The 25,198-nt window shown below is 59.9% G+C and carries 19 protein-coding genes; 16 read left to right on the forward strand and 3 right to left on the reverse strand.

From position 1 onward, the window contains the following. The 16 genes from SH809_07080 to wbaP all read left to right on the forward strand — a co-directional run. Positions 1-359, forward strand: a 359-nt coding sequence (locus SH809_07080; GenBank protein MDZ4699450.1) for a hypothetical protein, incomplete at its 5' end; no start/stop codon positions are given. A 130-nt stretch (positions 360-489) separates the two neighbouring features. Further along, positions 490-1,932 carry an O-antigen ligase family protein gene (locus tag SH809_07085; protein MDZ4699451.1) on the forward strand — a complete coding sequence of 481 codons (1,443 nt, stop codon included), beginning with the start codon at positions 490-492 and terminating at the stop codon, positions 1,930-1,932. Between the two features lie 44 nt (positions 1,933-1,976). Beyond that, the gene (locus SH809_07090) at positions 1,977-2,813 is read left to right on the forward strand and encodes a sulfotransferase domain-containing protein (protein MDZ4699452.1); all 837 of its coding nucleotides are present in this window, start codon (positions 1,977-1,979) and stop codon (positions 2,811-2,813) included. Between the two features lie 27 nt (positions 2,814-2,840). Continuing rightward, positions 2,841-4,259, forward strand: coding sequence for a flippase (locus SH809_07095; protein MDZ4699453.1), 1,419 nt, complete (start codon positions 2,841-2,843; stop codon positions 4,257-4,259). Further along, entirely contained in the window at positions 4,252-5,304 is a 1,053-nt protein-coding gene (locus SH809_07100; GenBank protein MDZ4699454.1) for a sulfotransferase, read from the forward strand. Before SH809_07095 ends, SH809_07100 begins: the two co-directional genes overlap by 8 nt. A 41-nt stretch (positions 5,305-5,345) precedes the next feature. Then, entirely contained in the window at positions 5,346-6,335 is a 990-nt protein-coding gene (locus SH809_07105) for a hypothetical protein (protein MDZ4699455.1), read from the forward strand. Positions 6,336-6,529: 194 nt separating this feature from the next. After that, positions 6,530-7,420 (forward strand): glycosyltransferase family 2 protein, encoded by an 891-nt coding sequence (locus SH809_07110; protein MDZ4699456.1) that lies wholly within the window; start codon positions 6,530-6,532, stop codon positions 7,418-7,420. Positions 7,421-7,457: 37 nt separating this feature from the next. Continuing rightward, positions 7,458-8,327 (forward strand): glycosyltransferase family 2 protein, encoded by an 870-nt coding sequence (locus SH809_07115; GenBank protein MDZ4699457.1) that lies wholly within the window; start codon positions 7,458-7,460, stop codon positions 8,325-8,327. Positions 8,328-8,390: 63 nt separating this feature from the next. Then, positions 8,391-9,404: a glycosyltransferase gene (locus tag SH809_07120; protein ID MDZ4699458.1), complete on the forward strand. Its 1,014-nt coding sequence runs from the start codon at positions 8,391-8,393 to the stop codon at positions 9,402-9,404. Between the two features lie 239 nt (positions 9,405-9,643). Beyond that, on the forward strand, positions 9,644-11,722 hold the full coding sequence (locus tag SH809_07125; protein MDZ4699459.1) for a right-handed parallel beta-helix repeat-containing protein: 2,079 nt from the start codon (positions 9,644-9,646) through the stop codon (positions 11,720-11,722). 88 nt (positions 11,723-11,810) lie between these two features. Next, entirely contained in the window at positions 11,811-13,049 is a 1,239-nt protein-coding gene (locus SH809_07130; protein ID MDZ4699460.1) for a glycosyltransferase family 4 protein, read from the forward strand. 122 nt (positions 13,050-13,171) lie between these two features. Beyond that, positions 13,172-13,957 (forward strand): WecB/TagA/CpsF family glycosyltransferase, encoded by a 786-nt coding sequence (locus tag SH809_07135; protein MDZ4699461.1) that lies wholly within the window; start codon positions 13,172-13,174, stop codon positions 13,955-13,957. A 13-nt stretch (positions 13,958-13,970) separates the two neighbouring features. Then, complete coding sequence (locus SH809_07140; protein ID MDZ4699462.1) at positions 13,971-15,698, forward strand: bifunctional sulfate adenylyltransferase/adenylylsulfate kinase; 1,728 nt, start codon at positions 13,971-13,973, stop codon at positions 15,696-15,698. 342 nt (positions 15,699-16,040) lie between these two features. Then, on the forward strand, positions 16,041-17,405 hold the full coding sequence (locus tag SH809_07145) for a UDP-glucose/GDP-mannose dehydrogenase family protein (protein MDZ4699463.1): 1,365 nt from the start codon (positions 16,041-16,043) through the stop codon (positions 17,403-17,405). A gap of 28 nt (positions 17,406-17,433) precedes the next feature. Then, on the forward strand, positions 17,434-18,384 hold the full coding sequence (locus SH809_07150) for a UDP-glucuronic acid decarboxylase family protein (GenBank protein MDZ4699464.1): 951 nt from the start codon (positions 17,434-17,436) through the stop codon (positions 18,382-18,384). A gap of 278 nt (positions 18,385-18,662) precedes the next feature. After that, complete coding sequence (gene wbaP / locus SH809_07155; protein ID MDZ4699465.1) at positions 18,663-20,120, forward strand: undecaprenyl-phosphate galactose phosphotransferase WbaP; 1,458 nt, start codon at positions 18,663-18,665, stop codon at positions 20,118-20,120. Here the strand turns inward: wbaP and SH809_07160 are convergent. From SH809_07160 to SH809_07170, 3 genes are read right to left on the reverse strand one after another with little or no spacing between them, the layout of a single operon-like run. Continuing rightward, positions 20,114-20,914: a hypothetical protein gene (locus SH809_07160; protein MDZ4699466.1), complete on the reverse strand. Its 801-nt coding sequence runs from the start codon at positions 20,912-20,914 to the stop codon at positions 20,114-20,116. The two genes, wbaP and SH809_07160, sit on opposite strands and share 7 nt — an antisense overlap. A 6-nt stretch (positions 20,915-20,920) precedes the next feature. Further along, complete coding sequence (locus SH809_07165) at positions 20,921-22,096, reverse strand: PQQ-binding-like beta-propeller repeat protein (GenBank protein MDZ4699467.1); 1,176 nt, start codon at positions 22,094-22,096, stop codon at positions 20,921-20,923. Beyond that, positions 22,086-25,037, reverse strand: a complete 2,952-nt coding sequence (locus tag SH809_07170; protein MDZ4699468.1) for a BamA/TamA family outer membrane protein — start codon at positions 25,035-25,037, stop codon at positions 22,086-22,088. Before SH809_07170 ends, SH809_07165 begins: the two co-directional genes overlap by 11 nt. Positions 25,038-25,198: the final 161 nt, after the last annotated feature.

Genomic DNA, 25,198 nt, shown 5'->3' on the forward strand with positions numbered 1-25,198 from the left:
ATTTCCTGGAGATGAACTTCGATACACGTCCGGCGGACCCCGTCGCGAAACTCACTATACGCAATCTGATCGATGCACCGGACGCGGCGCCCCGGGGCGGCGGTGCTCTAACGATCGCCGGCTCCGCCATGGGCCGCGCGCGGACGAGCACATTACCCCCGGAACTCGTCACACTCCCCCTGGCGGATGTCCGTCTGAACCGGCTCACGGGAGAACCCATCCGTTCTTTCCGCTCGAATGCGGAGGGCCGGCTCGTGCACGGAGGCCTGATCGATATCCCCCCGGGCACGCCAATCGTGATGACGACACATACTTCATCCAGTGCGGATGCCAGAATCATCCAAACACTGCCGGTTTAATCGAAACAAAACACACGGTGTGGCACTGTACTTGAACATGCCGACTTGTCGCAATTTCTTACGTTTGATATTCCCGCGGGGCCGTGACGCCTCTCTTTTGTAACCAGTTCCTCGATGTCTCATAACGGTCATGTCCAGCCTGCTTGAAAAAGCGTCAAGCCGGCGTTCGCCCCTGGAGATCAGCGCGATGGTGCTCATCGCGCTGTCGTTTTTTGCATTTCTGGTGTTCGGGGGTGAAAAAGTCGTCCTGCTCCTGAACGGACTCTGTCTGGCCTTCGGATTGGTACTCGTGGCCTATAAATACCACTGGGTCATGGTGGGGCTCTGGGGGCTCGCGACGCAGATCATGGTAGAAGTCGTGATCTGGGACTATTCGAACTATGTCGAGCCTTCGATCAGCGCCGGGGGCGGCGTCGACATGTTATATGGCGACCCGATTCTGTTCGCCATGCTTACGGCAATGTCCATCAAAGTGGCTTCCGGCGATCTACGGGCCCGCCATGTACTGTTAAGGGAGAACCTGTGGTGGACCATCTTCATGGGCTGGATGGTGTTCGAACTGGCTCGCTCGATGATGCTGTTTGGTATTGTCAGCCCCATGGGCGAATTCCGCACGTACTTCCGCGAAATCCTCATCGTGCCCTACGTGATCATCTTTGCCCGCAGCCGGCACGATCAATGGCGCGTGTTCCAGATCCTGGTGGGCCTGTCTCTTTCCTTCATCGTGATCGGTCTTTTCCGCGGCGCGTACGTCCACAACTTCGCCTTTCATGCCTACGCCAAGTGGCTCTATCAGCATGGCTCGCTCGGGCTATTGTGGGGTACACTGGCGATCTACCTCATGAAGCAATTCGGCTTCTGGTGGCGGAGTAACACGTTGCTTGCGATGCTGATCGGTATCTCGATGGCGCTGACCATCATCGCCAGCCATCGCTCGGTATGGCTGGCGGCCATCGTGTCATTGTTCGTGCTGTTCCTGATGGGGTATTTCCGGATGGGCACGATCATGAAACTGGCGTTTATCGCCATGACCGCGACGATCCTGCTGGGTCTCGTCTATGAAGAACTGGATCTCTTCGGCTATATCCAGGAGCGGATGACCGCGTTGACAGCCCCATCCCAGGATCAGACGGCGAGTTGGCGCTTCTATTTGTGGATGGACGCCATTGAGCAATCGAAGGCGCATTTTCTCGAAGGAAAAGGACTCGGCAATTACTTTCAGTTGCGGTCTCCGACCGGATCGATTGTAACAGCGATGCTCCACAATCAATATATTCAGCTTCACTACCAGATCGGGATTATCGGGCTGGTGCTTTACCTCGCTTTCGCGCTCCAAACGTACGTACGACTGCGTCGTACGTACGTGGAGACGCTCGACCCCTTTTACAAGATGACGGCCCTGTTGAGCCTGGTGGTACTGCTGGGCGCGTCGGCCTATTACGTGGCGTACGATTTTGAACCGTTTACCTGGTTATTCGTGAGCCTCGGACTTGCGATTGCGCAAAACCACGCGGAGGAGAAAGAGGCCGCGCGGTTGTATTATCGGGCTTATTATGCCCAGAACCGAATGTGATACCCCTCCACGGCGCCCTTGCGTCGTGCATGCGATCTGCACCGATGAAACAAGCGTTCATAAATTCACTCCCGAAGTCGGGCACACACCTTACGGCGAAATGCCTCAAACTGATGGGGTATTCCGAACGGGACCATGTGGGATCCGCCCAGGTGCTCAACCCGGGCCTGGCGAGCAAACTCCGCCGGCTATCGTGGTTGCCGGTGCGCCAGGGTTACCTCGTGGGGATCGACACACCGGTGGAGATTTCGCGCAGGGCGGTGCATCGGATGCTCCGCCGAGCGCCGGCTCATTCGTTTTTCACGGCGCACGTGGGCTACGCGACAGCCTTGCTGGATGCCGTAGTGGCCCACGACGTGCGGCCGATCGTTGTTTTTCGGGATCCGCGTGCGGTGCTGGTTTCGTTCGTCCATTATGTCGCCGAGCGTAAAGAGCACGTCATCCACGAGGAGTTTGCGAGCCTCACCATGGAGGAGCGGTTCGACGCCGTGTTAAACGGCCGGCGCTTCCGCAACGCCTACCTCGAATCGCTGCGAACCCGCTGCCTCGCCCTAGAAGGCTGGCTGAATTCGGACGATACCGTCAAAATCCGATTCGAAGACCTGGTGGGTAATCGCGGAGGCGGATCGGACGAGATCCAGCGCAACACGTTGCAGCGTCTGTGCGACAGCCTGGACATTGTGAATCCGCCTATCGACAAAGTGGTCGAGGAGCTGTTTGGCCCCGGTCGTCACACCTTCCGTAAAGGCCAGGTCGCCTCCTGGCAGGAAGAGATTCCCGAATCCCTCATGCCGGCCGTCACCGCGAAGGTAGGCGACATCATCGAGCGCTGGGGGTACCACGAGCTGTACAAGGAGCTCGATACCGTTTCATCCTCCTGAGGACCTCGTTCCTCCGTCGGGTTTATCATGCACATCCAGGCTCGCTCGGGTATGGCGGGAGATTTTCTTGCGCGGCTCCGCGGCCAAGGACTGGTCGCCCAGCTCGTCCGTGGCTCTAGCAGCGGCCTCGTTTCGAGAATCGCTGCCGCCGGGGTCGGGTTCGTATCCGTCGGCGTGCTCACCAATTACCTGGGCATCGAGCACTACGGTGATTATGCGTACGCGCTCGCCTGGCTCACGATGCTGGCCACCGTAGGACGGCTCGGGTTCAATAAATCCGCGATTCGTTACCTCGCCTCGTATCGTGCTTCGTCGGACTGGCCTCGGATCCGCGGCTTCATCTTGTATTGCCGCAGGATCACCTACTGGATTTCGACGGCGGCGGCGCTGCTAGTGGCCGGCGTATTATGGCTCGCCTGGGATCCCATCGCTGCGTATTACGGCAACGAGCGATTTCTGATCGCCATGATGCTGGCGCTCATCTCCCTCCCCCTCCTCAGCTATTTACAGGTCAGTGAAGGCGTCCTGGATGGATTTAAAAAGGTCGCGCAATCTCAGATCCCCCTCCGCATCGCCCGTCCGGGGCTGATCGCCCTGTTTACGGTGATGGTCTATTCCTGGACGACGATGGGGCGCACCGTCAGCACCAGCGGAGCGACGGTCATGACGGTTGAATCCGCCATGATCATCAACCTCGCCGCGACGTTGATGGCCTTGCTCCTTGCCGGCGTGCTCGTACGCCGCACGCTGCCCGCAGAGGTCAAGACCGCTAATCCGGTGTTCGAATCCCGCGACTGGTTCATTACTTCGCGGGACATGATGTGGACATCCGGCTTCAACCTGGTGATCTTTGAGGCGGACCAGATTCTACTGGGCCTGTTTTCCACAACCGAGGATGTGGGCGTATTCAGCGTCGCCTCGCGTGTCGCCCAGTTACTCATTATCGCCCTCACGGCCACGAACGCCATTCTCTATCCGATGACAGCCGACCTCTTTGCGCGCAAGAAGATGCACGAGTTGCAGCGGATCGTGACGCTCGGCGCCAATGCGGTGTTTTTCATCGCGATTGCCCTGGCCGTCGTACTCTTCGTCGGCTCAGGCTATCTGGAGTTGATATTCTCGGAGGGATTCGGCGCCTCCACGCCGCTTTTACGCGTGTTGATCATCGGCCAGATCGTGAACGCGTTCACCGGGCCGGCGTTGTTGCTCCTCAATATGACCGGCCATCACCGGGATTCAGCTCGCATCCTCGGGTTCACGGCCATCATCAATGTCGTGATGAACGTAGGCCTGATCAAGCTGTACGGAGCGATGGGCGCCGCCGTCGCCACGTCGCTTTCCATCATCCTCTGGAACACGATTGCGGCCTTCGTCGTCTGGCATCGCTTAAAAATCGTATCGACTGCCCTCTACTGGCCCAAAAAACGGGGTAACACCAGTGAGTGAGACAGAGCGTGATCCAGAGCGTGAGACGAAGCCTAGGACAGCTCGTGATCCGGTCAACGACGCCGCGCAAAAGCCTGTCCAGCCCATCTTTCTGTTATCGCTCCCACGCAGTGGGTCGACGCTGCTGCAGCGCATCCTCGCCAAACACTCGGCCATCGACACGGCCGCGGAGCCGTGGATCCTGCTCCCGCTCGTCAGCACCATGCGCAGCGAGGGGGTCTACACGAACTACGATCAGAACGCCGTCGTCGACGCCATTCGGGACTTTTACACCGCGATGCCCGGCGGCCGCGCTACGTTCACCGGCGCCCTTCGCGATCTGGCCCTGCGGCTCTACACGGATCGAGCCCGCCCAGGGGCCCGGTATTTTCTCGACAAAACGCCCCGGTATCATCTCATCCTCGATGAGATTTTCGAACTCTTCCCGGACGCCCGCTTCGTCTTCCTCTGGCGGAACCCCCTCTCCGTCATCGCGTCCATGCTGGATACCTGGCACCGCGGTCACTGGTACCTCTACTTTTTCAAGATCGATCTCTACGAGGGATTCGAACGGCTCATGGCAGCCCATGAGAAGTATGAGAATAGGGCGTTCAGTATTCGTTACGAAGACATAATCTCCGAACCCGAACTATCTTGTAAGGACTTATGTAGGTACCTTGATATCCCCTTCGAGCCCGCCATGATCGACGATTTCCAAAGCGTCGACCTCGGCGGTGAGATGGGGGATCCGACGGGCGTCAAGGCGTACCGCTCCATCAGCGATGGCTCGCTGGATAAATGGAAGCAGTCGCTCCGGAATCCGATCCGCAAAGGATGGTGCCAACGGTACCTGACGTGGCTCGGCGAGCGCCGGCTCGCGGCACTTGGCTACGACCTTGATGAACTCCGTACCGAACTACACACGATCCCCTTTTCCATGAAACGAGCGGGCGGCGACATCCTCCGAATGACGTACGGCCTCGTGTATCAGTTTCTGGAATTGCGTTTACTCCAAGATAAACTCAAGCGTCTCCCCCAGCTGAAACGAGTTCATCCTCACCTGTAACTCCGATCGCCGAGCGTTTTCGCTCATAGAAGTCTGGTCACATGACGTATCTCATTGCGACTCACTCGCAATTGTTCGCTCTTACATTTGATGGGAACTGGCGTGTGACGGATGTCCGCCCGCTGGCCCGAGGCCATCATTACGGCATCGGCTTTCTAAAGAACGAGGAAGTGGACGCTGTGTTAGTGAAGCAAGATGACCGCCGGCTGCGCGTGCTAGACCGTCAATCGCTCGAAGAAGTGGCGGACCCTATCCCCTTCCTCGGCGAAACCGGCGCTATCCACCAGATCAGCTGTTCAAACGGCGGCCTGTATTTTACGAACACGGATTTTAATAACATCGTATACCAGACGCTGGATGGTACGACGTACCATTCGTACCACTTCGAAGGGAAGAGTTTCGATCACAACCACATCAACTCGGTGTTTCCCTGCGGCAACCAGATCTACGCCTTGCTGCACAACAAAGGACGCACGTTGACCGAACTGGCGATCCTGGACCACGACCCACGCGCCGGCTTCACCTACCGCCAGTCGCTCAGTATCTGGGACCACGGGTGCCACAACGTCTTCCTCGAAGGCACGCGGATGTATTATAATGCGTCCTCGACCGGTCAGTTTGTGGCCGTGGATCTCTCAACACAACAAATCCTCACCCGGCTCACCTACCCGGGGCATACCAAGGGCATCTCCGTCGTTGGGGATCACATCGTGATCGGCTTCTCAGAACACGCCGAACGCCACGCCCGCGATAAAACGCGGGGATTTCTGGCGGTGATCAACCAGAAGACGCTCAAGGAGATCGACATCATCGAGCTGGACGAACTTGATCTTCCAATCTCGGTGGGCAACATCAACGAGGTGCGCTGCATTTCGGGAGGCGAGCGCACCCATGCCGCGGAAGCGCCACTCGATCTGGACTGGACCTACCTGCGCCTTGCGCGCCGGAATCCAGCCGAGTATTTATTTAAACACGTCTCCCTGTACGCGACGCGGAGTCTGAAAAAACTCACGGGAAACCGCAAGCTTTAGACGCATTCCCGCGGCACCGATACCTCTGACGTCACGTGCCTTCGCTTTCAGCGAAACCCGGAGGGGTGTAACGAATTGGAAAGGCACACCATGGCAACGGATTCGCTCCGCGCGCCATTGCGCGCGTGCACCGGGTGAACCCGCCTCGTCCCTAAGCGCCCATCGCCTTTGTTACGCAGCCTCCACTCAATCCGATGTCCGCAACAACCCGCATTACAGCCGTCCTGGCCTGCCACAACCGCAAGCCCCTGACGCTGAAATGCCTTGAGAACTATTTCGCCCAGATGGTCGATGACACCGTGGCGTTGGAGGCCGTCGTTCTGGACGATGGCAGTTCCGATGGCACGAGCGAAGCGATTGCCGCGCGCTTTCCCCGGGTGCGGTTGCTCCATGGGGATGGATCGCTCTTCTGGAATGGCGGGATGCATCGGGCGTTTGGAGAGGCCACGGCCACTGGCTCGGAGTATTACCTGTGGCTCAACGACGATACCCAGCTCTATCCGGACACCCTCGGTCGGTTCATGAAAACCGTTCGCCAACTGGAGGTGGCCGGGTACGAGCGCAACATGATCGTCGGCTCGGTTCAGGACCCTGCGAGCGGCGCATTGACGTACGGAGGCTCCGTGCGGAGCAGCACCTGGCACCCCCTGAAATTCGAACTCGTCGCCCCGGCGGATCATCCCTTGCCGTGTGTGATCATGCACGGAAATTGTGTGCTGATCCCGGACGACGTGGCGCGGCTGGTCGGTAATCTCGATCGTGGGTTTTCTCACGCTATCGGGGATATTGACTACTCGCTGCGCGCCACCGAAAAGGGTGTTTCCGTGTGGATCGCCCCCGGGTACGCCGGCACGTGTGCGACGAACCCGATCGATGGCAGCTGGCTCGACACGCGGCTTTCGCTGCGCGAGCGCTGGCGCCAGGTGACAGGCCCCAAAGGCCTTCCGCCCCGTGAGTGGATGTACTTTGCGCGGAAATATGCCGGCATGATGTGGCCTATCTACGGGTCGCTGCCGTATGTACGCATGACCCTGTCCGCCGTGACGGCACGGTTCGGGCACCAGAAATTACGACCCATCGCGTGATGGGCGCTCCCGCCTAGACCGTTTGACCCCTATTCCCATGGTTTACGTCGTTACCCCGGTCTTCAACCGAAAAGCCATCACCCAGCGATTCCTGGCCTGTCTGCAGCAGCAGGACTATCGCGACATCCGCGCCGTCATCGTAGACGACGGGTCGACTGATGGGACGTCTGACATGATCCGGGCCGAATTTCCAGAAGTCACTATTGTGACCGGCGACGGCAATCTTTGGTGGACCGGGGGCACCAACGCCGGCCTTCGCCATGTCCTGGCGGAAGCCCGCGCGGATGACTTCGTGCTGATCATCAACGACGACCTGGAGTTCGACGCCGCCTACGTGGGCCGGCTGGTCGCCTTCGCCCAGGCGCATCCGCGCACCCTGGTAGGATCCGTGGTGATCGACATCGAAACGCCGGACACCATCTGGGACGGCGGCCGCATCACCAACTGGTTCACGGCCAAGGACCGGGTGCTGCATGTAGGCCGGCGATTGTCTGAATTCTCACCGGGTCATGCCGTAGAAGTCTCCCAGCTCACGGGCCGGGGCATGCTCGCGCCGGTAGGCGTATTTAATGAAGTAGGGTTGTATGACGAGGTGCATTTCAAGCACCGGGGCGACACTGAATTCCCCGTGCGCGCGTGCCGGCGTGGGTACAAGCAGGTGGTCGCCTACGACGCGTCCGTGCGTAGCCACGTACATAAAACCTATGAGTTCGACGTCAAGGACGTATATCGATTGGGCGACATCAAACGCTATTTCTTCGACTTTCGCTCGTCGTTTTGGGTCAAGTTTCGCTTCTACTTTGCGCTCAAAACCGCTACCTCGCCGCTGCAATTCGTCTCATTTTTTACGTGCGACATGGTCCGCGTAACGGTACACTTTCTGAAACGTCTGCGATTGAGCGCTTGAAGGCCCGCTCCCGCGCGCGCCATCCCGTGTATTTGCCCATCGTTCATACCCAGGGGAGGGTTCATGAAAAGAAATAAATCGCGCAAGGAGCGGTGTCTATTCATCGTGTGGAAAGGGTATCAGCGCCGCGCCGAGGTTCTGGCGCCGTTGTTTGATGCCGAAATCAAGTGGGTACCCCATCTTTTCCGGAGCAAGCGTCTGCGGCCGCTCGACTATCTCTACAAACTCGTCGTCACCATCTTCCATATCCTGCGCAAGCGCCCCAGTTATGCGATTGTCCAGGCGCCACCGCATTATGCCGCCCTGCCCGCCATCCTGTGCCGGTTGCCTTACATCCTGGATGCACACAACGGAGTGTTCCAGTCCTACTGGCATAAACTCCCCCTCTTTAATCGAGTGATGCGCCGCGCCCAGGCCGTGCTGGTGCACAACCCCGAAGTGTTGGCTCTCTTTCATGGCGATTACCCGGAGAAGCCTTTTTTTGTCGTCGCCGACCCGCTTCAGCGCATCGAGGCGCCGAACGCGGTGCGTGAGGCCAGTAAGATACTCTTCATCTGCTCGTTCGACCCGGATGAACCCGTCGAGACCATTGCCGATGTCATCGCCCGGGTGCCAGAGTACACGTTTGTCATCACGGCCGATCTAAAAAAGTTGCCCACGGCGTTACGTCAGCGGATAGAAGGGTATCCCAACGTCCTTCTCACCGGTTTCCTCAGCACCGGCGACTACCACCGGATGTTGTGCACCAGCACCGCCGCCATCGCGCTCACGAACATGGTGGCCACCCAGCAATCCGGGGCCTGCGAGGCTCTTTCGTCCGACACCCCGCTCATTGCCAGCCGCTCCAGCCTCTCCGAGAAGCTTTTTGGCGAGTGGGCGACGCTGGTTGAAAACACGCCCGACGCGATCGTCGCCGGCATCCGGAGTCTCGATACAGCGCCGCTACATCTCGAAGCCTATCGCACGGCGTGGAATCAACAGGTCCGTGCGGGCGTGATCTCTGTTCTGGAGGAGGTGTTACATGTCCCGGCGGGAGATTCGGCGCCTGACGTGCGCGAACAGCATCTCACTTCGTGAATTCTAGCGAGGATTCCTACGTAGCAGGCGGCTACAGGCACGGGACGTGATAAGTTTGGCACAATTCTGCATGGGGCTGCCGACATCGTATCACCGATGCCGACAGCCCCCTCCTGTTTCGTGCATCTCCGATTGCGCCGGCGCTGGCCGCCGCAATCGCTCCCCCGGTGTTTACCAAATTACTCGCTACGCCAATCTCTATGCGATTGACCCGACTCGTGTGCCCTTTCGCGACGTTCTTGACGATAGTTTACTCCCTGATCCTTGTCCCACCCGCGCTCGCCCAGCAATGTTATTTGCAGCAGGACTGCGGACCCGGCTCGATGTGTGGCGCCAACGGCATCTGCCGGCCCGTACGTGATGTACTCACCGCCGGCGGCGGGGTCATCCACTGGGTAGATGCCGCGAATGGCAGCAACAGCAACCCCGGCACGGAAGGCGCCCCCTGGGCGACCGTCGTTTACGCCGCCCAACATACCAGCGTGCAACCCGGCGACGCGATCCTCATCCGTGAGGGTACCTATTATGGCGAAATCATCCCGGCGCGCGGCGGTACATCGGGCAACCGCATCGCCTATGCGGGATATCCCGGCGAACGCGTGGCGATATCTGGAGCCGTACCCCTCTCAGGCGCCTGGACCCTGGACGCCAGCCAGATATGGAAGATGACCTGGACCCTGCCGCCGCTCTGGGTGCGCCGTGTAAACGATGGTGTGCCCCAGGACGACGACGCGCGCCGGCGCGACGTCCTCATCGCCGACGACCAGATGCTCAAGGCCGTTTACACACGCGCCGATGTTGTGGAAGGCACCTTCTTTCTCGAAGGATCGCCGGCGAACCCCACCCGGATGTATGCCTGGCTGCCCGGCGGGATAAATCCAAATAACGCCCGGATGGAGACCAGTCGCACGAACAACCTGTTCACACCCTCCGGCAGTGAAGCCAACTGCAATGTGGGCGAAATTCGTGGCTACTTCCATTTCGTCAACCTGATCTTCCGGCATACCGCGAACGATGGACTCACCGGCGCATTGTGTGTCGGTAGCCAGGGGTCGCTGGTCGAGAACGTGACGGCAGAGTGGAACAACGGCGCCGGCATTTTCATGCGTGGCGACGACCACATCGCCCGTGGTGTGTACGCCTTCAGCAACGGCATGAGCGGTGTCCGAGGCGAATATTGCGATCGATGCTTGCTCGAGTATGCAGAGAGCCGATACAACAATTGGAAGGGATACAAACCCTTCTGGGAGTCAGGCGGCGGAAAGTGGCTTTATACGACGAACTCCACATTCCGCCACCTCAACTTTTCAGACAATGAAGGCCCCGGCCTCTGGCTGGACACCGAGAACTACGGCAATACGATCGAACGCAGCGTGTTCGACAACAACTACGGGGTCAATGTATTTCTGGAACTGCTCACAAACGACACCATCGTCCGCAACAACGTGATGACCCGCGCCCGGTTCGCGCGTCCAGCCTTCTACGGATATGGCCTGCTGGTGCATGCCGCGAACGACAATATGATCCTGCACAACACCATGCTGGCGAATGAAGGGGGCGCGATGCGGATTCGGGCGGACTACCGGGGCAAGTCGACCGGAAACCGATACTACAACAACCTGTTTGTCGCCAACACACTCATTGAGCATGGCACCGAACGGCGATCCAGTGAGCTGTCGTTTGAAGAACACGTCACTGTTGACGATGCACGCAGTAACACGGGTGACGGCAATGTCATGTGGCACCGCAGCTATGCGTCACAAGAGTATAATACGTTCCAGTTCCGGCCGGCCAGTGGCGTGAACGTCGTCCACTCCTCCAACTTGAAAGACTGGCAGAACGCGGCGCTGACCGACTACAATTCCATCGTGGTGGACCTTTCAAAAGCGCATGTCGTTGACACCACCGACATGGTTAAGGGTTGGCGCCTGGCCGACGGTTCGCAGATCATAGGCAAGGGAGTTGCATTGCCTTCGGATATGCCGCCCTTGCTCGCCGATTTCGACGGCGACCCTCGCCCTGTCAAAGGCTCCGACCCTGGCGCGGATCAATTCAGTAGTGACGCACCGGACAATACGACGGCCGGCGTGCCGGGGGATGCCTCGGGCAACGGCCTGGTTACGGCGCTAGACGCCTCTCTGGTGCTCCAGCATGCCAGTGGCCTGCTCAATCTGGGGGCTCAACTCGTTGCCGACGCCAGCGGAGACGGCGCCATCACGGCCTTTGATGCTTCATTGATCCTAAAATTTATAACCGGCTATATTTCCTGTTTCCCGGTCGCCCCGGAATGCCAGTCCGCGGGGAAGCAATCGCTTTGACCCGGGATTCCGCCACCTTGTCGCCGGCGCAATGAGTGCGTAGCGCTCGACCGCTGGAGCGGCGCGCCATTCGCTGAACGAACGAGCTATGAGAGTATTGTTAGCGGCCTACGCCTGCGAGCCCCATCGCGGGTCAGAGGAAGGGTTCGGCTGGAACTGGGCCACCCATCTCGCCAGCCAGGGGCACGACGTCTGGGTGATGACACGTCCGCTGGCCCGGTCGGCCATTGAACGCGCCATGACCGAGGCGCCGATGCCGAATCTGCACTTCGTCTATGTGGATATCCCGTCTCGGTATCGCCGTTTTATCAAGGGCCTGTTCGGTGTCTACGCGCACTATTTCCTGTGGCAACGCTCCGCGTATCGGGAGGCAAAAAGCGTCATCGGCCGGCAGGAGATTGACCTGGTTCACCACGTTACCTGGGGCAGCCTCATCGGAGGATCGTGGCTGTGGAAGCTCGGGAAGCCGTTTGTGTTTGGCCCGGTGGGCGGCGGCCAGGTGGCGCCTGCCGCCTTCTCCCGGTATTTCCCGACACGCTGGCGGGAGGAGTCGCTCCGAACCTACATTACCGTGAAGTGGCTGCCTTACTTGCCCTCGACGCGGAGGATGTTGCGGCACACGACGCTGCTCCTGGCGACCAATAGCGAGACCCTCGCCATCGCCCGTCAGATGGGCGCACCGCGAGCCGAGTTGTTTCTGGACACCGGGCTGCCGGCGACTTATTACGCCGCCGAGCCCAAATATCATTTTCGAGACCATACAGCACACATCCTCTGGGTAGGCCGTCTGCTGGAGCGCAAGGCGCTGCTGCTTTCACTGGAGGCCGTCGCGCGGCTCAAGATCCCTTTTTCGATGACCATCCTGGGAGATGGTCCGCAGGACGCCGATGTGAACGGCTGGATCGAATCGCTGGGTCTGACCGGGCGGGTACACGCCCCCGGGCGCGTCGCCTGGAGCGAGGTACAGCGTGCGTATGAAGAAAACGAGATCTTTTTGTTTACCAGCCTGCGGGATTCGTTCGGGTCGCAGTTGTTGGAGGCGATGAGTAACGGCCTGGCGATCGTCACGTTGGATCATCAGGGTGCGCACGACTTTGTACCGGACGAAGCCGGCCTCAAGGTGCCTGTCACCACGCCGGAAGAAACGGCCGAGCGCCTTGCCGATGCCATTGCAGCACTCTATCGGCAGCCGGAGCGGCTGGCCGGCATGAGTGCCGCCGGGCTCGCGTTCGCCCGGACCAACGAATGGACCCTTAAAGCCAAACAGGTGACGCGCCTGTACGACACGATTACTCCCCAAACCCCCCGTCGCGAACCCGTGTACTGATCTTCACCGCCTCTTAATCTGCCCGGACCGTCGTATTTTTCAGCGATGGCGCAAGGCTGATACGAACGAGTCAGTAAGAAATACACGGCCGCGCGTCACAGATTCTCCAGTCGTAACGGTATATGTACACCGCCCCAAGGGACAGTCGCACCATCCTCACGATGCAGGTTGATGTGACGAGTTATCCCGATGCGACGCAAAAAGTGGTCAATTGGGCGCGTGAGGGGCGCTCACGCATCGTGTGCGCCGCCAACGTGCACATGGTGATGGAGACCCACGACGACCCCTCGTTCGGGAGCATCGTGAACGGTGCGGATCTCGTGACACCGGATGGCGTGCCGCTTGTATGGGCGCTCCGTCTGATGGGGGTCGAGGAAGCCACCCGCGTGTACGGACCCGATCTGACATTGCATGTCTGCGAGGCAGCCGCGCTGCAGCGCATCCCGATCGGGCTGTATGGCGGCACGCCGGAGAGCCTCGACGACTTCGAAACGTTCCTGACGCAGCGGTTTGCCGGCACCCATATCGGCTGCAAGATCGCGCCCCCCTTCCGCCCGCCCACGCCGGAAGAGGATGCACGGTATATTCAGGAGATTAATACGTCCGGCGTTCGGATCCTGTTTGTGGGCATCGGTTGTCCAAAACAGGAGAAGTGGATGGCGGAGCACAAGAATACAGTACACGCCGTCATGTTGGGCGTCGGCGCCGCGTTCGATTTTCATACGGGACGCGTGCGCCAGGCCCCTGGCCTGATCCAACGGTTGGGTCTGGAATGGGCCTTCCGCCTGGCTATGGAGCCCGGGCGACTCTGGAAACGATACCTGAAGCACAACCCTCGCTTTGTCGTGCTGTTTTTGCGTCAACTGCTCGGACAGCGTGCGAAGAAAGGCATCAACACGAAACGATAACCAAAAGGAAAGGATGAGTACGTTGACCCTGATCGAACCCCATGGTGGTGAACTTTGCGAGCTCCTGTTGAAGGACAAGAAATTGGAAGCCGCGCTGCAGGAAGCCATCAATCTCCCCTCCATCACCCTGAACGCGCGCCAGCTGTGCGACATTGAGCTGCTCCTGAACGGAGGTTTCTCGCCGTTGCGCGGCTTCATGTCGCAGAAGGATTACGACCAGGTCGTCGAAGCCATGCGCCTCGCCGATGGCACGTTGTGGCCGATGCCGATCACGCTGGACGTGGCCGAAGCCACTGCGAAGGACTACAAAGGGGGCGACAAGATTGCCCTCCGCGACCCGACGGGCCTCCTGATCGCGCTGCTCACCGTCTCCGACGTGTGGAAACCGAATAAGGAGACCGAGGCCCAGAAGGTATTCGGCTCGCTCGACAAGAAGCACCCGGCGGTGTCGTACCTGTTCGACCAGTCCGGCGATTACTACATCGGCGGCTCGCTCGAAGGCGTTCGCCTGCCGATCCATTACGACTTCATGGAGCTGCGCCATACGCCCCGCGCCCTGCGCGCCGAGCTGGAAGCGCGCCAGGCCGAGAAAGTCGTGGCGTTCCAGACGCGTAACCCGATGCACCGCGCTCACAAGGAGCTGACCGACCGCGCCGCGGCCGAAGTCGGCGGGCACCTGCTCATTCACCCGGTCGTCGGGTTGACGAAGCCGGGGGACATCGACTACTTCACGCGCGTCCGCTGCTACAAGAAGCTCGTCACGCACTACCCGGGCAACCGGGCGCACCTGAGCCTGTTGCCGCTGGCGATGCGCATGGGCGGCCCACGCGAGGCCGTCTGGCATGCGATCATCCGCAAAAACTACGGGTGTACGCACCTGATCGTTGGCCGCGACCACGCCGGCCCCGGCAACGACAGCACCGGCAAGTCCTTCTACGGACCGTACGACGCCCAGGAGCTCGTCTCGAAGCATGAAGCCGAACTCGGCATCAAGATGCTCGACTTCAAGATGATGGTGTACGTGCCCGCACTGGACACGTACAAACCCGTCGACGAAATCAAGCAGGGCGAAACCACCCTGGATATCTCCGGCACCGAATTGCGCAAACGGCTCCAGGATGGCGACGAAATCCCGGCCTGGTTCTCGTACCCGGACATCGTCGAAGAGCTGCGCACGACACACCCGCCGAAGCACCAGCAGGGCTTCACGGTCTTCTTCACGGGCCTCTCGGGCTCCGGGAAGTCGACCATCGCCAACGCACTCATGACGCGCTTGCTTGAGCACTCAGGCCGGCCGGTCACCCTGCTCGACGGGGATGTCGTTCGGACCCACCTGACGAAAGGCCTCGGCTTTACGAAGGAGGATCGCTCGATCAACGTCCAGCGCATCGGCTATGTCGCCAGCGAGATCACGAAGCACCGCGGCATCTGCCTCAGCGCTCCGATCGCGCCGTACGAAGCCGACCGCCAGGCCAACCGCGCTTCGATCGGCGCCTACGGGGGCTACATCGAGGTGTATGCGGAGGCGTCGGTGGAAGTGTGCGAAAGCCGCGACACGAAGGGACTCTACGCCAAAGCGCGCGCCGGCCTGATCAAGGGCTTCACAGGGATCGACGATCCCTATGAGATCCCGACGAACGCGGAAGTGGTCTGCGTTACCGAGAAGGAAACGATCGACGAAAGCACGGAGAAAGTCCTCCAGAAGCTGTTCGAACTCGGCTTCCTCAAGGCGGGCGCCTGATCCGCGCGAGGTAAGTGATACCATGATAACCGGACGAAGGGGGCGCACGCTCTCTTCGTCCGTTTCTTTTCGGGAGACTTCTTTTTCAGGGGGCTCCGCCGCGCCGAAATGACGATACGAACGGTGAGACGGATCGAGTGAAGCCAGTACCCCCCTGTCAGATTCTAACGACCGCACATCCCGTCGCCGCCCTTCAACACGCCATCCTGGCCATCGGCCTGCCGGCTGTTTTCTTTCCCAATTTTGGATCGTAATTCCAGGTGCGACGTACGCAGGAAATCCTTCCTGGCGCCGCCACCCGGTCTCATTTTTGATAGTATTCGTTTTAAACTCTGCGCACTCATGCATGTAGCCATCATAGGAACTGGATATGTAGGCCTGGTATCGGGAACGTGTTTCTCCGAGATGGGCAACGCAGTCGTCTGCGTCGATATCGATCGATCGAAAATTGAGCGGCTCACTTCTGGTAAATTGACGATTTTCGAGCCCGGTCTGGAGATTTTCTTTGAGCGCAACCTCCGCGAAGAGCGTCTGCATTTCACTTCCTCGCTGATCGATGCCGTTCGACACGCCGAGATCATTTTTCTGGCGTTGCCCACGCCATCCGCGAGCGATGGCTCGGCAAATCTTTCCTACGTGCTGGGCGTCGCGGCCGACATTGCCGATCTGCTCCGCAAGGACTCGGCCCTCGGCTACAAGGTGATCGTAAATAAAAGTACCGTACCCGTGGGCACGGCAGACCGCGTGACAGCGGTGTTTCTCGAACGTGGCCTGGTGGCCGGCGAACACTTCGATGTCGTCTCCAACCCGGAATTTCTCCGTGAAGGCGTGGCCGTGGAGGATTTTATGAAGCCCGAACGCGTCGTGGTCGGTTCGACAAGCACCCGCGCCCTCGAGCTAATGCATTCGCTCTATGAGCCCTTCGTTCGCCAGGGCAATCCCATCCTGGATATGGATCCACGATCGGCCGAGATGACGAAGTATGCCGCCAACGCCTTCCTGGCCACGAAGATCTCGTTCATGAACGAGATCGCCAATCTCTGCGAATCCGTCGATGCCAATGTCGACATGGTCCGCGTGGGTATTGGCCTTGACAGCCGCATCGGAAAGCAGTTTTTGTACCCGGGGATTGGCTTTGGTGGGAGCTGTTTCCCGAAAGACGTAAAGGCCCTGAAGTACACCGCGGATGAATATGGCTATACGTTTGCCGTGCTCAACGCGGTGCTGGATGTCAATGAGAAGCAGCGCGGCCTGTTGGTAGACCGCGTGCTCGCGTATTTCGGAGGCGACATCGCCGGCAAGAAGGTCGCTATCTGGGGCCTTTCCTTCAAACCGAATACGGACGACGTACGCGAGGCGCCGGCGCATGTGATCATTCGGGGGCTGCTCGCTCACGGCGCCACAATCGGTGCCTTCGACCCTGAAGCGATCGAAACCACGCGCGCCGAGCTGGGCGAAACGATTACGTATCACGAGGATAGCTACAGCGTTCTCGACGATGTGGACGTGCTCGTTATCTGTACGGAGTGGAATGAATTTCGGCGGCCCGACTTCGAGAAAATGCGCAGCCTCATGCGCCATCCGATCGTGTTCGACGGCCGCAATCTCTATAAACCTGAAACGATGGCTACCAAAGGATTTACGTATTTTTCGATCGGCCGCCCCCACGTTCCCGCGAACGTGGGCGCCCTCGAAATGGAGCGATAGATTCTCAATGGCGTTGAAGTAACGGACTATGAAACGTACTCTTGTCACGGGCGGAGCCGGCTTCCTGGGATCGCACTTATGCGATCGGTTTATCCAGGAAGGGCATGAAGTCCTCTGTGTGGACAACTTCATCACAGGCCGGCCCGATAACATCGCGCACCTGATCGGCAACCCCCAGTTCACGTTTATCGAGCTGGACATTACAAACTACATCTACGTGGAGGGCCCGCTGGATTATATCTTGCATTTTGCAAGCCCCGCCTCACCAGTAGATTACCTGAAATATCCCATCCAGACGCTCAAAGTGGGCGCCCTGGGCACGCACAAGGCGCTTGGCCTGGCCAAGGCCAAAGGCGCTCGCTTCCTCAGCGCGTCTACGAGCGAAGTCTACGGAGACCCACTCGTACACCCGCAGTCTGAAGAATACTGGGGCAACGTCAATCCCATCGGGCTGCGAGGCGTCTACGACGAGGCCAAACGCTTCGCGGAGGCTATGACCATGGCCTATCATCGCTATCACGGTGTCGATACGCGGCTCGTTCGCATCTTCAACACCTACGGTCCGCGGATGCGGCTGGACGACGGCCGGGCACTCCCGACCTTCATGAAGCAGGCGCTCAACGGCGAATCCATCACCGTGTACGGCGACGGCAGCCAGACACGTTCGTTCTGTTATGTCGATGATCTTATCGAAGGCATCTATCGCTTGCTGATGAGCGACGAGACGGGCCCGGTGAACATCGGCAACCCGGACGAGATCACGATTCTCGATTTCGCCCGCGAGGTGATCTCCCTCACCGGGAGCCCGAGCGAAGTGATTTTCAAGAATCTTCCCGATGACGACCCCAAAGTGCGCCAGCCGGATATCAGCAAAGCGAAGCGGATATTGAACTGGACGCCTCAGATCGAGCGTCGAGAAGGACTGCGGCGAACACTGGCCTATTTCCGTAAGGAAGAAGCCGCACTGCCCCAGCACTGACACGACTATAGCCGCGGAGGCCGGCCCCATCCCATGCGCCCATCGGCTATGCCCCACATAGCCTTATTGGATAGGCACCGGTAGCCTGCGGCACGTAGTGACGCGTCCTACCATCCTGGTGGCGCATGTCGCTTGCGCTCAAGGTTGAACGGCCCGGTCAGGGGGTGACGTAACTTGCGAGTCACGTCACCCCCTGGTCTGATCCCTGGAGTCCGTATCCCCGCGCATTTCCGAGCGGTACGGACTCCCCGGTCACTCATTTTTGAAGGGTCACAGTAATGGAACTTGTTGAGGTACTTTCTGAACGCACGTTCTACGACCGGCTTCCGCGTAGAGGGGAATGGCTTGTCTCCTACCTCAGACACCGCCTGCAGAACGTCCTGGTGCTTGCCGCGAGCGACATGATCGCCATCGTACTGGCTTTTCTACTGGCCGGCTCGATTCGCCTGTTCTGGCAGGGCGCGCTACTGATCCCGGATTGGGCCTGGTATCTGATCCCCGCCTGGTGGATCGGCACGGCCATCACACAACTTTTGCCCAGTTGGGGGCTCGGCCCGGTCGAGGAACTCCGACGAACGGTCCTGCTGCTCATTGTAATATTCGCCGGCGCCGCCGTCGTGTTGTTTATTAGCAAGGCCTCCGAGTCCGTCAGCCGTATCACCCTCACCCTCTCCTTCCTGTTCAGCGTCGTAACCGTCCCGTTCATGCGGATGCTGGTCAAGCACCTCCTGATCCGGCTCGGGGTCTGGGGGCTGCCCACGGTCATCTACGGCGGCGGGGAGTTCGCGGAGCGCATCGTGCGCTTCCTCCAGGCGGAAAAGGGCCTGGGCTACAAACCCATTGGCATCTTCGACGACGACCCATCCTCCTGGAATACCGCGCTACTCAACGTTCCGATCGAAGGCGGGACCAACCTCGTGACGCCGGAAGCATCGGTGGCCATCCTCGCGATGCCGAGTATGTCCAGTGCTCGCGCCACCGAACTGCTGGAAGGCCCGCTCTCGTATTACCGCACGGTGTTGCTCGTGCCGGACCTCCTGGAGTCGCCCTCGCTCTGGGTCAAGCCGCGCGACCTGAGCGGGATGCTGGGACTGGAGATCACGTCCAATCTCATCAATCCGGTCTCCCGATTCGCCAAGCTTACGTTCGACGTGCTCGTCGTCCTGCTCACCAGTCCGATCTGGTTTCCGATCTGCGCGACGCTGGCCTTCCTGATCTGGTTCGAGGACCGGCAGAGCCCCTTTTTCTTGCAGGAACGTGTTGGGCGCGGGGGCAAGATGTTTCGCACGTTTAAATTCCGCACCATGGTGCCCAACGCGGAAGCGGTGCTACGGCAAAAGCTGGAGACCGACGAAGTGATGCGGACGGAGTGGGAGACGTTTTACAAGCTGCGGAAAGACCCACGGATTACCAAGATAGGCCGGCTGCTTCGCCGGCTCAGCCTGGACGAATTGCCCCAATTGATCAACGTGCTGCGGGGCGAAATGTCGCTTGTGGGCCCTCGCCCCCTGCCCACCTATCACTGCAATGAACTGCCGCGACGCGTCCGCGAATTGCGCGAGCGGGTTCGGCCGGGCATCACGGGGCTGTGGCAGGTGTCCGGCCGGAGCGACACCGGCAACGAGGGCATGGAGCAGTGGGATCCCTACTACGTCCGAAACTGGTCGCTGTGGCTGGATGCGGTCATCCTCGTACGCACCATCACGGCGGTCTTGAAAGGCTCGGGCGCCTACTGACGCACGAGTCGGATCGCGAGCACCCCGATGCCGACCTGCATCGCGCCGAGAGCGACGGCCGCGCTTCGGTCATACCGCTGGAAACTGCCCCGAAGCCGTGGATCGCCGTCTACCGCATAGAGCTCGTAACGGGAATCGGCTTTCATCTTATAATGGACCGCCAGCACCCCGGAAGCCACGGCGGCTCCACCCAGGGCGACGTTGAGCCAGCGCCCACGCGGTCTCCGGACCAGCTCGTCGACGGCGTCGAGCGCCAGGTCCGGCGCGGCCGGCTGCAGGGTTTCATCGTGCCGGTTCCAGATGCGATCCCCGGGGGTGAGTCGTTTTAATTCATACCCATCCTTTTGAAGCAGAAGCACACCCATCAGCGGCGCGGGAGCCGTGTGGAGCAGCGGCGTCGTACCGAGTAATGAGCGCCCCGCCGGCGTTTCGAGCAACACATTGGCGTCGAACGGATCGGAGGTGATCGCGTAATGAAACATAAAATCCAACGTGACATCCAGAGTATCCACGGTAAGCAGGTTCACGGATACGTGTGCTGGCGTCATTGACCAGTTGTCACCCGAGGGATAGACGAGGCGGAGCCGGGTCGTTTCGCGGGGCACCACAAACCACTGCGTCTGGGCTCGGCCGAGATACAACGAGTCCGCATAGACGAGCGCATCTGGCGTATTACTCCTGAGGGAAATGACCGCCGCTTCCTGGGCGACTGCCGGCACGGTCGCAGCGAACGCCAGCAAGCCGGCAACCCAGGCGGCGGATAAGGAGGGGGCCAGGCGCGGGAATCGTTCCATCTTCATTTACTCGGTTACGGCCGTCTCCGCAACGCGGAAGGCGACGAGTCGTTGAGGTTCCGAAAGCACGAACACCATGTCGTCGGTTGCCGCCATAGCGGATTGGACGCGGCCGGGCATCGCATACTCCCAGAGCTTGAGGCCCGTGTTTCTATCCAGCGCCACCAATTCCCGTCCAAGCGTGCCGGCATAGACGGTGCGTTGCGTCATCAGCGGGGCGGCGGTCACCGGCGCCTCTACATCGACGCTCCATAATTCAGTCCCACTCAGCGCGCGAATCGCCCGCACAAACCCATCCGTCGTACCAACGACCAGGACGCCGTCGCGCGGGTCGAAGGCGGTGGCGGAGAAGCGAACCGTGGTGTCCGGCAGCGCCAGCGTCCAGCGCGTCTCGCCGGTGCGGGCGTCCAGGCCGTACATCCGGCCACGTGTGGTCGGGACGATGACCACGCCGGAACCCAGGCCCAGGGATTGGAGCACCGGCGTGTGCAGATCCCGCCGCCAGCGACGGACGCGATCCACGACATCCACTCCGAACACTACGCCGGCCTCGTTGGCCACATAAACCATGGGCCCATCCGCGACAGGAGTACTGAGGACATAGGCCATGGAATCGAGGGCATGCGCCCAGCGCTCGTGGCCCTGTTCCACCTCAACCACGCGGAGCATGGCCGTGGCATCGATGACGACGGCGAGGGAATCAAGCGCGAGCACGCCGGCTTCGACCGACGCCTCGCGCAGTTTCCAGGCTTCCTTGCCCCGAACGAGATCGAATCCCGTAATGGATTCCTTGCGCTTGGCTCCCGGCACGAGCAGCATCGTGCCGGCGATGGCCATCCCCCCTTCGACAGGCGCACTAAATCGAACGCGCCCTACCCGTTTGCCTTTCTCGACATCGAGGGCGAGCAGTTGACCTTTTCGGTTGGCGACCAGAACGAGGTCGCCGGCAACGAGGACCGACCCGGGCCCGGTGCCGGCCCCGACATCGAATTCCCAGGCTTCTTCCAGCGGAGGCTCGATACGCCAATCGGCCATCGACGTGCGCGCCAGGTTGGCGCCCGACGACAGCCAGTCGTCGGGCTCGATCGTGCGTGACGTGTAGGAAAACGAGTTGCAGCCGGCGAGCGTTAGCGCCAGAAGCACAATCGACAGGAGCGAAGCCGCGGGGGTGCTAGAAGTCATAACCAAAGAAGAATTGCCGGAACATCCGGTCGGAGGGCACCCAATCGCGGTAGGAATAACCGAGATCATAGCGCAGCACGATGCCTCCAAAGAGGTTCATCCGCAGACCAACACCAAGCGCGCCCAGCGTCTGCCCGGTTCGGATATTCGGCTGCGCGTCGTTGTAGCCGTCGTTCCAGGCGTGCGCGGCGTCGAAGAATAGCGCGCCCCGCAGGTTGGCCACTCCGAATGGCGCGAGCACCGGGATATAGATGGTCGGGTTGTTCAGTATCGGAAAGCGGAGTTCGTTGGAGACGAACCACATTTTTTTGCCGCGAACGCTGAACAGACGCTGGCCGCGCAGGTCCCAGCTCCCGCCCAGGATAAAGAGCCGCGCCTCGCGCCCCTCGTTGAGCCGGCCGACCACGCGCGACGCAAACGTGAGCTGGCGCGTTAGGCGGAGATAATACCGGATATCGGCCATCAGGCTGAAATAATTGACGTTGGAATACCGTACGTCCGACGTGTAGCCGGCCGTCAGGTTGGCGCGCCAGCCCTGCATGGGCCCATTCATACCGTAGAGCGTGTTGTCGTGCACGAGGGAGATCGTATTCGACAGCAAAATGGCTTCTCGATTGATCTGCTCGACCGGGATCTCGCGGTGATTCCAGTTCAGTGACGTACTCAGCTCGACGCGCTGGAACATGGAGATCGGGTAGCTGACAGCGCCCATGCCGCCATAAATCGTCTCAAAGACAAACGGAAAGCTCGTCGGGGCGTCGGGGTCCGTAATGTCGTAGCGTTCGCCGCCGTACCGATACAGACCGTAGGAATAATTGGTCCTCCGGTGGGTCTGCACTCGGGTGACAGCCACGTTCATGCTCTGGAGGAAGTCCTGCCGGGAGCGGCCCAGGTTGAAGAGCGTGAGGAACCACCGGTCGTTGCTCATCAGGTCCGACACGGCGACGAGAGCACCGCCGTAGGTGCCGAGCACCTGATTCTGGCTGACCATGCCCTGCGCGACATCGAGCGAATACTTGCGCTTATAGGGGTTCAGCGTCACCTCGCTCTCGGCGTCGATGCGATCGAAAGCCCAGTGTTCACCGGTCAGGGTGATCGGGTGTTCGATTTCGGTGCTCGGATGTAGCAACAGTGAATCGGCGCCGGCGAGCGTCCGGATCGTAAAGCTCATCTGCTCGAAGCTGGTGAAGACGATCCGGCCGTCGCGCGTCCAGACAGGATCGTACGCTGCCGTGGTAATGTCGGTGAGACGGCTGGCGGTTCGCGTCAGGGTGGGCGCCGTCAGCAGGTTCTCGATGGGCGTGCGCGAGGCCGAGGCGACGGCTGGCGGCACGCCAATCTCCTGTGTCATGTCGATCGCCCAGATATTCTGCGGCCCGAACCGCCCGACACTGTCTCGTCGGGCGCTGGTATACAGCAGGAATCGCCCATCCGGAGTCCACTGCGGTGAGAAATCGTGCTGGGTGCCGAAGGTGACGTAGCGGATCGAGCCGTCGTCCAATCCGTAGGTGAACAGATTGTAGGCGCCCTCATCGCCGGATGACGTGCGGTCGGACGAGAAGGCGATATGCCGACCGTCCGGGCTCCAGGATGGATCGCGTTCGTCGTAACTGTCGTTGGTAAGCTTGGTCAGCGTCTCTGTGCGGGTGTCGAAGCGATACAGATCGTTAAATCCGCTCCGGTCGATCGAGGTAAAGGCCAGCTGTTCACCTTCTGGATCCCAGGAGGGCGAGTATACCGCGATCAAGTCGTCGAACTGATACGACGCCGCCAATCGATCGGCGACGAGATCGTATACATGCAGGCTATTGCTGCCCCCGCTTTTGGTGACAAAGGCCAGCTTACCATCGGCCGAGATGCTCGTCCGGCTTTCGAAAAAGTGGAAGGCCTCAAAGCGATGATCGCGTTCTCCCTTGATCAGCACCCGCTCTTTGCCCGTCGGCCGGAAGAGGGAGTCCAGCTTCACCTCATAGAGGTTGGTGTATCCGGTCCGGTTTGCGATGTAATACACTTTCCGGGTGCCGTCGGCGAACTCGTAGAACGCCGGCTTCGAACTGAACCCCGGCCGCGATAACGGCTTCGACATGAGCGAAGGCGGCGCGGTCGTGGCCAGTTCCGGGTAATATTGCTCCTTCATCCACGCGACCCACCGGTCGGAGATGCGGGTGAAGTCCTCGTGTAGCGTCAACTCAAGCACTTTTCGGAAATCCGTCTCCTTCCAGAAGTTGTCGATCAGCCGGAGAATCTTTTCCTCGCCGTACGTCTGCGAGATAAATCGAAAAACGGCCTCGCCCTCCTTATACATGAGGTACGTGCCGCTGATGCGGTGCATGCTTTCGAGGGGCACCAGGTAGTTCGAGAAGATAGCGTCTCGCATCACCATCTCGTGCTGATAATCCGGTTCGCCGGACCAATACTCGGCCAGCCCTTCCGTAAACCAGAGCGGCGGTAGTCGGTTGGCCGGGATGCGGTATTCCTTCAGCACCCGGAGCACTTTCACGAACGTAAACACATGGACGAGTTCGTGGCGGATCACCCGGCGGAATTTGTGGATATCGCCGTTGGCCGGGATGACGACGCGCCCTTTCAAAAACTCAAAAAACCCGCCGACGCCGTCCGGAATAAAACCGGACGTGGTGTTCGTTTGCTTAAAGTGGAGGTTGGACGAGTAGAAGATGAGCGGCACACGGTGGTTGAGCGTGTAGTTAAACCGATTCTCCAACTCGGCATACACGGTTTCAGCGAACTGCGCCCCATACTCCGCCAGCTCCTGCATCTCGGGGTAATAGAGCACATCGAAGTGCTCGGTCTTCATCACCTGCCAGTCGAAATTCTCGTACTGGATCTTGTTGCGGCCGAAGTGATACTGCGCCTGTGCCGGCTGGATGACGCACAATAGCCCGAGAAGTAGCGTAACAACGCCCTGTCGAAATGTCGCCATGATACACGGATCCTGTAGATGTATGAGCCACATACCGCACGCGAACCGGCGCCAGGGCTTTCGGCCTGCGGCGGGCTTCATCATTTCTTGTTTTCTGGCAACGATGCAGAGGCAATTCTCGTTCCCCCGTTGTGCGGCCAGCCCACCAGAGATACTACGCG

This window comes from Rhodothermales bacterium (genome assembly GCA_034439735.1).
Lineage (GTDB): Bacteria > Bacteroidota > Rhodothermia > Rhodothermales > JAHQVL01 > JAWKNW01.

Coding starts and splice junctions, on each gene's coding strand:
- SH809_07160 (MDZ4699466.1), bottom strand. CDS start 20,914: ATGGAACGATTCCCGCGCCTGGCCCCCTCCTTATCCGCCGCCTGGGTT.
- SH809_07170 (MDZ4699468.1), bottom strand. CDS start 25,037: ATGGCGACATTTCGACAGGGCGTTGTTACGCTACTTCTCGGGCTATTG.
- SH809_07130 (MDZ4699460.1), top strand. CDS start 11,811: ATGAGAGTATTGTTAGCGGCCTACGCCTGCGAGCCCCATCGCGGGTCA.
- SH809_07145 (MDZ4699463.1), top strand. CDS start 16,041: ATGCATGTAGCCATCATAGGAACTGGATATGTAGGCCTGGTATCGGGA.
- SH809_07090 (MDZ4699452.1), top strand. CDS start 1,977: ATGAAACAAGCGTTCATAAATTCACTCCCGAAGTCGGGCACACACCTT.
- SH809_07120 (MDZ4699458.1), top strand. CDS start 8,391: ATGAAAAGAAATAAATCGCGCAAGGAGCGGTGTCTATTCATCGTGTGG.
- SH809_07165 (MDZ4699467.1), bottom strand. CDS start 22,096: ATGACTTCTAGCACCCCCGCGGCTTCGCTCCTGTCGATTGTGCTTCTG.
- wbaP (MDZ4699465.1), top strand. CDS start 18,663: ATGGAACTTGTTGAGGTACTTTCTGAACGCACGTTCTACGACCGGCTT.
- SH809_07150 (MDZ4699464.1), top strand. CDS start 17,434: ATGAAACGTACTCTTGTCACGGGCGGAGCCGGCTTCCTGGGATCGCAC.
- SH809_07085 (MDZ4699451.1), top strand. CDS start 490: ATGTCCAGCCTGCTTGAAAAAGCGTCAAGCCGGCGTTCGCCCCTGGAG.
- SH809_07110 (MDZ4699456.1), top strand. CDS start 6,530: ATGTCCGCAACAACCCGCATTACAGCCGTCCTGGCCTGCCACAACCGC.
- SH809_07095 (MDZ4699453.1), top strand. CDS start 2,841: ATGCACATCCAGGCTCGCTCGGGTATGGCGGGAGATTTTCTTGCGCGG.
- SH809_07135 (MDZ4699461.1), top strand. CDS start 13,172: ATGTACACCGCCCCAAGGGACAGTCGCACCATCCTCACGATGCAGGTT.
- SH809_07140 (MDZ4699462.1), top strand. CDS start 13,971: ATGAGTACGTTGACCCTGATCGAACCCCATGGTGGTGAACTTTGCGAG.
- SH809_07115 (MDZ4699457.1), top strand. CDS start 7,458: ATGGTTTACGTCGTTACCCCGGTCTTCAACCGAAAAGCCATCACCCAG.
- SH809_07105 (MDZ4699455.1), top strand. CDS start 5,346: ATGACGTATCTCATTGCGACTCACTCGCAATTGTTCGCTCTTACATTT.